Source organism: Bacteroides sp. 519 (genome assembly GCF_010500955.1).
Classification (GTDB): domain Bacteria; phylum Bacteroidota; class Bacteroidia; order Bacteroidales; family Bacteroidaceae; genus Bacteroides.
In genome coordinates this window covers 300,882-315,166 of sequence record NZ_QVMJ01000007.1, presented here as the reverse complement: position 1 = coordinate 315,166, position 14,285 = coordinate 300,882, and the positions used below count along the sequence as shown (strand labels likewise).

The following is a 14,285-nucleotide window of genomic DNA, read 5'->3' as shown; positions in this document are numbered from 1 at the left end:
TTATGCGCAGATACCGATTTGTCCATGTTTAGTACAGAGAAGAGACGCAATGCTGTTTTAGAACGTGTTCGTTTGCGTAGTTATCTTGAAGGCACTAAAAGTAATCTGGACAAAAAAACTTTAGTTGACTTACTTCTTTGTTTGCGCAAAGTGGTTGATTCTCCTTTTATCCCAGCCGAGTTCAAAGGCGAGTTTCCCCGCTGTCTTTTACAATTTAACCGTTCTTTCAATAGTTGGCTTACTAACACTAAAACAAATTAATGTTATGCGACATATACGTATTCAATTCATATTCATCCTTGTTTTCGCGCTGGTCTCAGGGGTTCTTCGTTCACAAGAAGCTACATCTTACCGCCTTTACGATCCTGTTCCACGTCTTGCAGTGAAAAGTAATTTACTTTACGATGTAAGTCTGGGCTTGAATCTTGGCGTTGAGCTAAAGCTGAGTAAACGTTTAACCCTTGATGTGCCAGTAATGTACAACCCTTTCACTTTCAAGGATAATACCAAGTGGAAGAACCTGACTGTTCAACCCGAAGTTCGCTACTGGCTTTGCGAAAGTTTTGTAGGTCACTTCTTCGGTGTTCATGGTCACTACTCTAACTTCAATGTAGGTAACATAGGTTTTATCAGTGGTTTAAAAGATCACCGCTATCGCGGTTGGCTGGCCGGTGGAGGTGTTTCGTGGGGTTATCATTGGCTGCTCTCTCCCCGCTGGTCCATGGAGGCCACCATTGGCTTTGGCTACGCATACATTGATTACGAAAAGTTTGAAGCACCTAAATGCGGTTTGAAACTCGACGAAGGCACTACGCACTATGTTGGGCCAACAAAGATTGGGTTGAGTTTGATTTATTTTTTGAAATGAAAATGAAGCTACTGATTTTAGAAACGCAGATTAACGCGGATTAACGCGGATTAATCTCTAATTAAATAATCCGCGTTAATCTGCGTTTCGAACCAAAAATAACAAAAAGATGAAAAATAAAAATAAACAAAAAGGTTACTTAACCGCCTTTATACTCTTCTTAACTATCTGTGGCACCATCAACGCCCAAAACTACAAAGGCTCCGTTTACGTAGAATCGACCGATTTCTCCGAACGTAACGACAGTTTAATAGTTTGCTTCAACATTAAAGTAGAAGCCAATGCCGTTCCCAATTGTTCGAGCATGTATTTTACACCCGAGCTCCGTAACGGCAAGCAAACCATGGATTTACCTTACGTTCAGTTAAATGGTAAAACCCGTTCAAAGATCAACAGCCGTTGGTTTATGGTTGCCAGCGACGAATGGTTGTCTCTTTACGATGCCCCCCAAATGATTGTGAATGCCAATAAATTCACCGACGAAAATATGACCTATCAAACCGCATTGCCTTACGAAAGTTGGATGGACAATGCTCATTTGTACCTCCGTCAGGAACTGATTGGTTGCCGCAGTGAAGTAAATCTTTACACCTACAAGCTAAGCGACCGAGTAAAGATGGCTCCTCGTGCCCCTTACGAAGTACAATCGTTGGTTGCTTTAGTAGCTCCTAAAGCCGAAGTGAAGACCCGTAACCGCCAGGGTAGTGCATTCCTTGATTTTCAGGCTGGCCGCTCAGTAATTCTTCCCGACTTCCGTCGTAACCCGGTTGAGTTAGGCAAAATCAACGATGCTTTCCTTGAAGTAATGGGCGATCAAGATGCACAAATCACCGGATTGTTTATCGAAGGCTATGCCTCACCCGAAGGCAGATACACCAGTAACGACAAACTGGCTCGCGAACGTGCCATCGCATTGAAAGACTATATCAAGAACCGTTATATGCTAGCCGAAAACCTTTTCAGCGTTCGCTCAACCGCCGAAGACTGGGCTGGTTTGAAACAAAAAGTAGAAGAAAGCAACATTGCCCAGAAAGACCGTGTACTGGCTATTATCGATGGCAGTTCAGAATACGATGCCAAAGAAGCCCAACTGAAAGGCCTTTCTGTTTACAATACTTTGCTTCGCGACATATTCCCCGAGCTTCGCCGCGTAGAATACCAGATCGATTACTCGGTACGTAACTACAGCACCACCGAAGCTCGTCAGCTGATGAACACGAACCCCGAAAATCTGTCGCAGTTGGAACTTTACAGCGTAGCGCTCGAATACGGCAAGGATAGTCCGGAATACAAACGCATTCTCATGGAAATTATTCCCAAATACTTCGACAGCGACCCGGTTGCCATGAACAATGCCGCCGCCCTGTTGATAGAGAATGGCGAAGAAAACACCGCCCTTCGTTTACTTGAAAAAGCCCCTGCTTTACCCGAGGCCTGGAACAACCTGGGTGTTATTTACATGATGCGTGGCGAATTAGACAAAGCCGCCGACCTGTTGAACCAAGCATCTGTTGGCGGTGTAACTGAAGCTGCTCACAACTTGCAAGAACTGGCAAAGAAGAAAGAAGACGAATTGAAACGGAAATGATAATATGCCAATGTGCTAATATGCCAATATGTTAATTGGCTGCGCATAATTGATCTATTAGCACATTATCCTATTTGCACATTGGCACATTGGTAAATTGACACATTAGTATATTGGCATATTGGCACATTATCCTATTGGACATTAAATTTTATGAGAGAGAGAACATACACATACCTATACCTTATTGGCATCCTGTTAATGTTAGCATCATGTACCAATAATAGTACCCGTAAACGCCATTTAACTGAACAATTGTTTCTTGAGCGTTCACAAATTACAATCACTCATCCAGGCGATCGTTCAGGTCAGGGCGATGGTGGTCGGGGCGCTATGGTACTGAATGAGCAGGTAAACTATAGTCAGGAGCCTCTTGATGCTTCTATAACCGATAACCATCAGGACGAAGCCCGGTTAGATACCAATAAGGTATATGCATTGTCGCAGGTAACTGTCACTTCACGAGCACGTTTTGCCCCAGTACGCGAAGGTTTGGTGAATATTGATTTTATTATTCACGTACCCGAAGCTTATTTGTCGGACGACTTTCAACTAACAATTACCCCCAATCTGTTGCATAACGATTCGGTAGTGGCGTTAGAAGATGTTGTACTTCGTGGTAAGAACTTTATTGAACTACAGCAGCAGGATTACGAGCGCTATCAAAAGTATCTGGATGGTATAATTGACCCCACTGCTTACGATTCTGCATTTGTAGATCGGCATGGAGTGAACCGCGAACTGGGCCGTCGCCGACAAACAGAACTCGGTTCTTATTACAACAAATGGTCGCTGATGCAGGAATATCGCGATTGGCGCAACACCCAACAAGCCAAATACGATACATATAATGTAAAACATGGTGAAGAATTACGGAAGAAGTTAATAAAACATGAACAAAAATACCGGGCACTATTTAACCGGCGGATAGCTATGCGGGCCGATACCACCGAATTGGGTCGTAAATATCGCTCAGAGCGCAAGAAAATTATCGAATCGTCACCTGTTAAACGCCAGATAACACTGGATGCTGTTCCTATACAATATCGTGAATTCTATTTTAAAAATATCACTCCCGAAGATCTGAGTCCATTGCTACCACGCGACAAAGACTCTATTGCATTGGCAAATGAGTATCTGTTGCACGATAAAATAGCCGCCAACGAAGCAAGAGGTTCGCGTCAGCAAGAAGTATTTAAGTACATGGTTCCCGCGCCTTATCGACCGGATGCTCATTTTAGTACAACAATTATTCCTGGTAAAAATTACAGCTACCGTTACACACGTACCTACCCGGTAACAGCAGGTATGAAAAACCTGAAACTAACCCTTGGAGGTAACATCACCGCAGTAGACCGCAGTTATTATAAAATACAGTATGTAGATACACTGAGCTACGTAATATCTTCGATGGACGAGTTGGCCGACGGTAGCTTGCTGGGTAACCCGGAATTCACTACCGATCAGCGTACTGAATACATGCACGCCCTGAAACTGTTGAGGAATCGCGAATATCAGCGTGCCCTGAATATACTGAGTGACTATGATGATTACAATACTGCTGTAACACTAACCTGTTTGGGTTATAACGGGCGGGCTTACAATATGCTTGCCACCCTGCCGCAAACAGCAAATACACACTACCTGGCCGCTATCTTGTGTAGCCGATTGAAGGAAATGCAGGCCGCAGTTGATCACTTAATGGAAGCTTGTCGCCTGGATCCAGGCAAGATAAACCGTGCGGAACGCGATCCGGAGATAAGTAAGATGATCCGGGATTATAATTTACGTGAACACTTAGATAAATTATGAATAAAATTTTAGACACGGATGACGCAGATTACACGGATTTTAAACACGGATTAAATACCGGTTTTAAAAAATAAATCCGTGTATTTAAATCCGTGTAATCCGCGCAATCCGTGTCTAAAACAAATTGAATTAACAATCGGGGAAACCCAATATTATTTATTAACCAATAAACAAAAAAAATGAAAATGAATTTTAAGTATGCAATGATGGCAGCTGCAATTTCTTTAGGATTTGCAAGTTGTTCAGACAATGAAGGCAATGTAAATTTGCCGGAAGAAGTAGGTGAAGAAACCTATGTACAGTTTGATCTGCTACAGGATAACTCTTCTACTCGTGCCCTGTATCCTGAAGCACCAGCAGAAGATGTAGAAACAACAATAAACAGCGCAGCTGTTTTTATGTTGAACTCTAACAAGGTTATTACTAAAGTGTTTACCTTCGAACCTTATGAGGCAGATGGTACAACTAAAAAACAAAACATTTACAAAGCTACAACGGGTACATATTATTTTATTGCTGTAGCCAATGTACCATCGGCTGCAACATTTGCTCTTACCGATTTGATAGGCAAACATCTTGATAATTTGAATCAGGTTATCAATGGAATAAATGCATCTTCATTTGGGGAATTTGTTGATCAGGCATCAGTAAACAAAGCTGGTAAAAAAGGTAATTTCTTCATGACAAGTGGTGTTGAAATGGATCTTAATCAGGACTATAAGCAGATAGAATATACTACAAAAGAGTTGAAACTAGCCACTTACGATCAGATTGTAGCAGATGGGAAATTATCTAATCCTAAACTCAATTATGTTACAATTCGTATTGGCCGTGGTGTTGCTAAAGTTGATACATCTGTTGGTTTGCAAGATGATGGAACTCTTTTACATGTTGATGCAAAAGGTTTGATAAAACCAGAAAGTATTGAATATGTTGTAACCAACAACCCAAATGCAATGCACTTCTTTCCTAATTTTGGAGGAGCAAACTTATTTCAATCTCCTTATCATACCGCATATCCTGTAGATGAAACACAACCAACCAATTACTGGCCCGACCTGCACGATGCTACTGCTTTAACTTATAAAACTCCATTTACTAAAAAAGGTGGTAGTATAATTTCAGCTAAAGGCGGTGAATATTCTTACGCGGTGGAAAATACAAATGCAGAACCTACTTATGGAAATGCAACTATTGTATCTGTGAAAGCTCAATTTAATCCGGATAAGGTTGTGCTTTCCGGTGCTACTACTGAAAGTGATAATGCTGCTGCTGTTGGCACATACGATTTCTATCGTATCCGTAACAATAAACTAAGAGAAGATTATTATGATAATAGATTTTTCTTGGATGCTAATGATGCAGATGATGTAGCAAAAAATGAACTTGGCTTACTGGACGGCGAATATGTAATAGAGGAATATAAAAATTGTTATTGTTATTACATTATTCCGCTTTATGATGAGCTGAAAGAAATCACAGAGCGCTATGATATTGTTCGTAACCATTACTATGAGTTAACTATCAATAAAGTATTGGCTTGTGGATATTCTAGCCCGGGTGGTGATATTGATACAGAAGAGCCAGATCCACTTGATCCGAAAAAAGACACATATTTGCACGTGAATTTGGTTGTAAAAGACTGGACACGTGTTAGACAAGGAGGACCACTTGAACCACGCTAATTAGTTTGAAATTTTGAGTTTTGAGTTTTGGGTTATTTAAACCCGGAACTCTTAACTCAGAATTCTTAACTAAAAACTTAAAAAAACAAAGCATTATGACACGCACAGTTTTTAACCATACCTTTCTATTATTATTTTCTATTTTGCTAAGCAGTTGCTTGGGCGAAGGCAATTTGAACTGTGATGAAGTTCCAGCAGGCAAGCAACAACTTACCCTTAAATTCTTATACAACATAAATGCCGATCACCAAGATCTTATAGCAGAAGTAGTTGACAGTATCGACTTATATATCTATAAAAACACGGACGAATGTTTTCGTATGGAACGTCTCTATGCCGACGACCTGCGGCAAACGGATTACGAATACAACCTTATTCTGGATGCGGGTACCTATACTTTCGTGGCTTGGATGAATGCAAGCCCTGAATATGTTAACGAAGAAATAAACAATTTTCCTTCGGCCGCCAACCGTATAATTTGCAACGGTGAACAAGAAATACAAAAAAAAATACAATCAGCATTGTATTATGCTTATGAAGATCGGAAATCAGATACCGAGCATGGAAACAAACCATTAACAATAACCATTGGTGCCAATCCACCTCGTGAAAAATACTATTTGAATTTTGCAAAAAACACCAACAACATACAGGTAGACGCCTTTTTTGACCGTCAACTTCCCGAAGGGTCGAAAGTGGAAACCTACATATCGGGTAAAAACGGCATTTCAAGTTTCTTTAACCGGTGCCCAAATGAGCAGCCCGTGTATACCTATCATCAATACAATTCAGACGAATCTACCGAAATTCGTGGAGTACACGAAAATCTGTATTATCACACATTTAGCTCGTTTTTGCAAACACAACGTATATGGGAAGCCGATGAGCTTGAATTAACTATTGTGTTGAAAGAGCCGGGAAAGAATGATAAAGTATTGATCAGTGAACCGCTTACCCCACTCATTATGCAGAACCCCAAATACTATAACGACTTTATGCTTGAACGGTTTTGCGACTACAAATTGCAATTTGTGTTTGAGAAAGACCGCTTCGATACCTGGTGTCATGTTGAAATTATTGTTGATAACTGGTATCTGATACGAGTGGAAGCCAATCTGGAAGTACGACCCTAATTAATTCTTTCCGCAATGAAATCAATATTTATATATATACTGCCAATTCTCTTTTTTCTTTCTGCTTGCGAGCACTACGAAAAAGAAAACAGGACAAACGAAGAACAGGAAATTTTGTTCAATATTGAAAGCCGAAGTAACGATATTAAAATTAATCCTGATGATACTATAAAATGGGTACGTATACTGGCTTTCGATCCGCCAACAGAGAAATGTGTGTACAACAAACTTTTCAGAATAGCATTTCAGGATAGTATCCTTACTGAAAATGGTTCTAAAAAACTGGTAGCTAAAGTGGCTTTCAGAATGAAACTTGATACAATATATCATTTTGTGTTTATAGCCAACGAAAAGAGTGATCCGGATCAAACACGATTAGATAGGCTTGCTGCGTTAACGGAGTCGAATACGATGAGCGAGTTGGATGATATGAGTTTTTCGGCTGATGCATTTCATAAAGATAAACCCATCCCAATGACAACTATGATAAAAAATGTACGAATAACAGCCACAGCTGCACATTCTATTAATCAGGGAGCGCTCATTTCGGGGCCAATACAGGCAACATTAGAAAGACTTGGGGTACGACTTGATTTAACGCTTCAAACAGAAATAGAAGAGAAAAAAAACTTTCTGAAATATCTGAATGTATGCAACTTGCCAAAACATGTTCCCCTATTTGAAAAAGCAAATAATGGATCGGACATAAATTACACCGATACCAGAATACCGCCAAGAACCATAGTCGATTTTAGCGATAATACTGAAGTATGGAATGTTAGTATAAGTGATGAGGGTAAAAATGTTTGGACATGGAAACAAACACATATTATTATTCCATCGATAATATTTTCCGATAAGTCGGACGAAGCAAAAGCAATTGATTTACGGGTGACCTACACCGATCCTATTTTTACTGAAGAAGGTATTAGTTTAGGTATCAACACTCCTAATACAACATATACCGAATATTACGATCCACCTCAAAAACCTTTACCAGGTGAACCTTATAACTATACTCTTCCACACAATACACGTTTAGAACTTACTGGAATAATTAAGGAGTTCAATATAATACTTAATTCCATTAAAGTGAGCGGATGGTATAATAAAAAAGATGTGGAACTAGAAGATTAAAAACAATAAAATAATAAGAGTTATGAAACAACTGAATTTAGTATTTGCTCTCTTGTTAACTGTCGCTTTTATAGCTTGCTCGGATGATAACGAGGAAGTACAGGAAAAGAATGTAGACCCGGGTACCATTCAACTGATTCCAAGTATAACAGGGGCAGAAGTAACAAGAGGGGAGCCTGAAAATCAAACAACCACAGACATCGATTATGTAGGAAACTTCAGATTGCTAGCTGTAGAAACCAATACCGGAACAACACCGACCAGTTATTACGATACACCGTTACTAAAAGTAGAAACTGCTGGTGGAAGAGCTGTCTATGCAGATAGCGGCACTCATTATGATAAACGATGGCCGGTGAATGATGGTAGTTTAATTCTACATGCTTATGCACCGCCAAGTGCTTTCGAGGGTGTTTTTACAGGTATAACTACGGTACCAACGTTTAATGCAAACGCGGAATATAATTTTGGTACTTATACACTGCCTGATGTCACCAATCAAAAAGATTTGCTCTTTGCTTATATTGGCACAGGGAGCCGAACCACCGTAGCTGGTAATTTTAATAAAGGAAAAGTTAGTTTTACCTTTGAACACTTATTGTCGCGTGTAACTTTTGAGGTAAGAAAAGCGGAAACCGGTTTTTTGAATAATGACAAAGTATATGTGACAGAGATTGGTATCAGACAAGTATTTGGTACCGCTACCGGAAAAACAAACAATTCAAAAATTTTCGAATGGAGTACCCGTACAAGCCCCAGTAACTATACAGTACAACCCACAACCGGGGTTGAAATCACTAAAACAAATTTCGACACAGATGAGTACTTTACAACAGAGGGAGCGCATCAAACGATAACGCAAAACAAAAACAACAGCTTGTTTATGCTTCCGCATTCAACTACAGAGTTTGAAAGTAATAATTCCGTATTGTATATTAAATTCAGAGTAGGGCAAACTTATGCCACTGCTAGTAACGGTGAAGACATAGAATGGAAACAACCCCTGAAAGACAAAGAAAGTTGGGAGTCGGGTAAGTGGGTAAACTACAGATTTACCATCAACCCCAACTACATTGAAGTAGAAGCTGTGAAAGTAAAAGGATGGAATAAGGTAAATGTGCCCTTGGAGGTACACTAAGAATTTTTTAATATGAAACGAATAAGATATATATACGGATTTTTTATAACAGTAGCGTTTTGCTTTAGTTCGTGTGAGAAAAATATAGATGCTCCAAACTATATCGAATTCGGAGGATTAAAATTCGCCTTGAGAAGCGAACAAACACGATCATCATCGAATTGGGTTGATACAAACGATGAGGTTTTTATAGGCAACATGGGGCTATATGGAATGTATAAAGGTGGCTCAACTCCATTTATTGATGGATATGAGGCTACAATTTCATCGTCCATTCTGAAAACACCCTATACATGGCCATCGGCTGCAGACTTCCGGTTTGTGGCATTTCATAATGGAACAACCGGAGAGCATTGGTGGCCTGTAACCCCATCGCTTCTTAATATAAGTAATTTGCAGTTCACTATGCCCACGCTTACTGTAGATGCCGATAATCAACACGACCTGTTATATGCCTCTTTGATAGTGAATGGACCTGTAGATCGTGAAAACCCACCCAAACTTAGTATGGTGTTTCATCATGTGCTTACCCGTATAACTTTCCAATTTATGGGGTATAAAGATACAAAGGTAGAGGGCGTTACCCTTAAAGGGGTAAAATGTGAAGCTACAGCTACATCTGCATCGGGCACAACGGGCTTAACCGACACTACTGCAGAGATGGAGAGCAAGTTAGTTTGGACAAAAACAAGTAATATGAACAACCCAACATTGACTTACACTTCTGCGATATCGCTTGACGGTGATACGCCTGTGCCTGAACATATTGGAACTAACGATAATTTTTTCTTGCTTCCGCATACAACTGCCGAGTTAGCTTCGGTTGAACTGGAAGTTAGGTTGGAAGGTAATGTTCTGAAAAAGGCATCAGTGCCCACAACCACCGCATGGGGAATGGGGCAATGGATCAATTACGTGGTTAAGGTTGCTCCTGATAAAATTGTATTTGCAGGAATAACAGTTAATCCTTGGCCTGCATCTACACCTGCCGGCAACGTTGCTATTAATTAAAACCACTCAAAATGATGAAACAGATATATACAATCATACCAATGTTGACAATTATGTTGCTCGTATCTTGTTCGAAAACAGACGGGCCGGAGATTGACCCGGTAGAGGAAGAAGTGCCTGTTCGATTGTTGGTGGAAGAAATAGGCGGGTATGATGAAACTTCCACCAGGAAGCAAACACCACATACCAGCCCTACACTGGCAGCTGGTACCAGTGTACATTTGTTTACTTATACTGTGAAAAACGGAACAATAGCCCCACAAATGAACAATGTTAAAGGTACTGTAGGGGCTAGCAGTAATATTACTTATTCCGGTAATTATTACTGGCCTTTTAGTAGCACAAACAGTATACATGCTTATGCTTTTTGTCCGTATACAGCGGGGGTAACATTTGCTCAATCAACTACTGCATCGTCCATAGAACTGCAAAATTATTCGGTAGGTAATGCAACGCCCGACTTGCTGTATGCTCGTAATACCTCGCCTGTTTATCGTGCTGATGTACCTCTGGAATTCAATCATGCTTTGAGTCGTGTAGGATTGAATTGCCAAGTGATCAATAATACAGGTAACATTACAACTGGTATTACCATAACAAGTGTTAGCTTTAACAATGTAAACACCAAAGGAAATTTAACTGTGCCTGCTTCGAGCAATCCGCAGTGGACATCAACCACTACCGGAACCACTACATATACAGGTGGAACAGATTACACTGCCAGAACGGGTATAAATGCAGCTCAGGCAAGTATTTTCACTAATGATAACAATGATGCTTTCTTGTTAATGCCTATAACTAATGTTGTTAATGTACGTTTAACCGTAAAAATAAGAATGGCAACAGCCCAAGGAAACAAAGAGTTGGTATACAGCAACATACAATTGCCTACCACCTCGGTAAACGCATGGAAAATGGGACAATATTATGTGTATAACATGATTTTTGATGCCCAAAAACTGTTGCTAAAAGTAGATACTGTAACTTTAGCAGCCTGGGGTAGTACCTCTGTTACTATTCCGCCTATAATTGTTAAACCTTAACCCCTAAAAAACAAGAAATGAAACGTATAATATACATATTAATTACAGTTTTACTAACTGGTTGTAATCGCGAAGAACCGGCATTGCCAACAAACCAATATATCAACATTACGGCAAGCTGGGATGAAGACGCAAAAACAAGAGGTACTCTTATTGAAAATGCAAATAGGATACCTACTTTAGGAGTGTATTGTATATACACAGGAACCACTAACTGGACTACACAAACCAGCTATCATTTTATAAACCAAAGAAGTACGAACACCACTGTGGGTTCCAGTAATAATAATTGGAGTTTTAGCACCCAACAAGTATGGAATCACAGCAATGGAATAACAGCTAACAATAAACATACATTTTTTGCATATTCGCCTTATGCAGCCACTGGAAATGGGCTAACAGCCAGTACGACGAATACCATTCCAACTGTTACATATACTGTACCAACCACTGTTGCCAACCAGCCCGATTTGATGGTGGCTACACCAAGAAAAGACCTAATACCATCTCAAAGTAATACTGAAGTAGATTTTGTAATGAAGCATGCACTAACAGCGGTAAGTGTCAAAGTGAGCTCGGATGTAGCAATAAAGACTATAGCGCTTACCGGTGTTAAGGTAACCGGTACATTAAATTTGAATACACACGCATGGAGCTTGGGTAGTGCTACAACTACTACATATTATCCCATTAATATTACTGGAACTACCTCTGTAACTACCCAATCTAATGGACATCTGATGATGATACCCCAAACATTAACCGATGCAGCAAAAATACGGGTTACATTTACCGATGGTAAAATCGAGGATATCCCGCTAAAGGGATATGGAGCATGGGGAATGGGGAAGAAGGTAGTGTATAACTTAGAATTGTATCGCGGAAACATAATTGACGGTAGATATAGAGTTACTAACCTCTCTAAGAAAGCGAATACGTTTCCGAGGCAGATGTTGAACCCGCATACTTACAGCAATATAAGATTTACAATATCGGGTACTTTTAATTCAGGTGATATAAAAGTACGAATTAGAGATGCTGATACTAATGATATTTATGCTGAAAAAAAATACCCAACCAACCAACAGGTGATAAACAGTGAAATTGTATTTAACGATGTTATCCTCCCGGTTAATACTGGAGAAAGATGGAAAGAAAGCGAGTATGACAATATCATAGAACACGATGGAAATAGAAATATAGTATTCGAATATTGGGATCCATATAAAAAAGAATGGAAGCCAGCCGGTGCGATGCCTATTAAACAACGTTGGACAATCGCCCCAAGGTTTGCCAAATCTAATATAGTGCTTAATGGTAGTAACCTTGCAATCATGAATGTAAAAGAACATCAAGGAGTGTTCTTTCGGTTGTTATCATTGGTAGCTACAGACCCAATACTACCAGGGGACAATAATAAAAACGCCACTTTTCTAAAAACTGTAGCTTTATGGAGCGCATCAGGAAATAAGTACAATTATTCTAATGTTAGTAACCCAACATGGGATTTTTACACGACGGATGCTAAAAATGGAGGTGCAATCCCATCAGGTACACTTGACGAATTGAAATCTAACTCTACAAAAAGATACCGCTTTGACAAAGCGCAATTCGGTACTAATGGATATATAGACAAAAGAGACATAGGAGATATTTGCAAAAAACTAGGTAGTGGTTGGCGATTACCAACATATAATGAAGTTATGAAACTGGCTGGCGAATATCAGGAAAAGATAGTTGATCCAAAAGTTGAGAATGCAACCAATAATAAAGGCTTAAAAAAAATCTATGCAGGTTACTTACTGGGTTACGAAGGTTATGAGGTGTTTTTCCCACGTGGTGGCTACCGCAATACCTTGGGTGAGTTAGTTTCCGCCGATATAAATTATTTAACAGCGTCAGTTCGCAGTACTTCTATTGGTGGGACATATACTATTGGAGAAGATCCCTCAGCCAAAAAATTAGCATGTACAGGGGTATATGGTAAATTTGCGACTACATATACCGTTCGTTGTATTAAGAACAATTCCCCTTGGAATTATTAAGCCATTCTATTTCATAAAATAGTTTATCCGGTTTGTTTTGAAAGTAGATGCCGCATGGAATTCCCCTCCTTGGCTAAGGAGGGGTGGCCTTTAGGCCGGGGTGGTTGGACTACCAAGCATTGTGTATAAAACATAGTGTTGTATATACCCAACTATTCCTCAGAAAATGTTTTTTGGTCATTTTGCTATCACTGCTTTCACTAGCAGTTGTAACAATCTGATAAACAGTTAATTAATTTAGTGATAGATGTAGTGATAGTAAAACATATCTACCACTGCTATCACTAAGATATTTTTGTTAGTCGCTAAAGATCAGGTAGTTATAAAAATTCAATATGATAACAATTAGTTCGTACTCTGTTTAACCTGTGTTGTCCATACTTTGAATCGCAGTATTAAACTCTTTCATCCCGGTAGCATGAAGCCTTTCTCCCGGTAGGATAAACGGTTTCTCCCGGTAGGATGAACGCTTTATCCCGGTAGGAGAAAAGCTTTATCCTACCGGGATAAAAGTGCTGTTCAAATATCTTTCTATATAGATCGAGGGGTCAATGCTATATAGATCGAAGGCACTCATCTATATAGACCGGAACACCAATGCTATATAGCTTGCGTAGAAGTATGGACTGTCAAAGCTCAAAATAAAGCGTGTTTCTGTGACTCTGTGTTTTTATTTTAGTTCAAAAAGCCTCGAACTAAACGAGTATGAATAATGTAGGTTAAATGATTCATCCTTATAAACCATTATTAACTTTATAACCATTATTAACTCTCTTAACTTTTCTTATATTTGCTCCCAGTTTACAACTAATAATTAAAGTTTAA

11 protein-coding genes are annotated in these 14,285 nt (G+C 39.6%); all 11 read left to right on the top strand.

Annotation, left to right across the window (positions count from 1 at the left end; genetic code table 11):
- Window positions 1–261 (top strand): hypothetical protein (locus tag D0T85_RS09445; RefSeq protein ID WP_163212589.1); only part of this gene is annotated, 261 nt, incomplete at its 5' end.
- A 4-nt stretch (window positions 262–265) separates the two neighbouring features.
- Complete coding sequence (locus tag D0T85_RS09440; RefSeq protein ID WP_163212587.1) at window positions 266–868, top strand: DUF3575 domain-containing protein; 603 nt, start codon at window positions 266–268, stop codon at window positions 866–868.
- A 109-nt stretch (window positions 869–977) separates the two neighbouring features.
- Window positions 978–2,456 carry a DUF3868 domain-containing protein gene (locus D0T85_RS09435; RefSeq protein ID WP_163212585.1) on the top strand — a complete coding sequence of 493 codons (1,479 nt, stop codon included), beginning with the start codon at window positions 978–980 and terminating at the stop codon, window positions 2,454–2,456.
- A gap of 153 nt (window positions 2,457–2,609) precedes the next feature.
- A complete protein-coding gene (locus tag D0T85_RS09430; protein ID WP_163212583.1) occupies window positions 2,610–4,268 on the top strand; it encodes a hypothetical protein in 1,659 nt (552 codons plus the stop codon).
- A gap of 179 nt (window positions 4,269–4,447) precedes the next feature.
- On the top strand, window positions 4,448–5,953 hold the full coding sequence (locus D0T85_RS09425) for an Mfa1 family fimbria major subunit (RefSeq protein WP_163212581.1): 1,506 nt from the start codon (window positions 4,448–4,450) through the stop codon (window positions 5,951–5,953).
- Between the two features lie 95 nt (window positions 5,954–6,048).
- Window positions 6,049–7,086, top strand: a complete 1,038-nt coding sequence (locus tag D0T85_RS09420) for a FimB/Mfa2 family fimbrial subunit (protein WP_163212579.1) — start codon at window positions 6,049–6,051, stop codon at window positions 7,084–7,086.
- A gap of 15 nt (window positions 7,087–7,101) precedes the next feature.
- On the top strand, window positions 7,102–8,223 hold the full coding sequence (locus tag D0T85_RS09415; protein ID WP_163212577.1) for a hypothetical protein: 1,122 nt from the start codon (window positions 7,102–7,104) through the stop codon (window positions 8,221–8,223).
- 22 nt (window positions 8,224–8,245) lie between these two features.
- Entirely contained in the window at window positions 8,246–9,361 is a 1,116-nt protein-coding gene (locus D0T85_RS09410; protein WP_163212575.1) for a fimbrillin family protein, read from the top strand.
- A 12-nt stretch (window positions 9,362–9,373) separates the two neighbouring features.
- The gene (locus tag D0T85_RS09405; protein ID WP_163212573.1) at window positions 9,374–10,372 is read left to right on the top strand and encodes a fimbrillin family protein; all 999 of its coding nucleotides are present in this window, start codon (window positions 9,374–9,376) and stop codon (window positions 10,370–10,372) included.
- 11 nt (window positions 10,373–10,383) lie between these two features.
- Entirely contained in the window at window positions 10,384–11,415 is a 1,032-nt protein-coding gene (locus D0T85_RS09400) for a fimbrillin family protein (protein ID WP_163212571.1), read from the top strand.
- Between the two features lie 17 nt (window positions 11,416–11,432).
- Window positions 11,433–13,460 (top strand): fimbrillin family protein, encoded by a 2,028-nt coding sequence (locus D0T85_RS09395; RefSeq protein ID WP_163212569.1) that lies wholly within the window; start codon window positions 11,433–11,435, stop codon window positions 13,458–13,460.
- The last annotated feature ends 825 nt before the right edge of the window (window positions 13,461–14,285 follow it).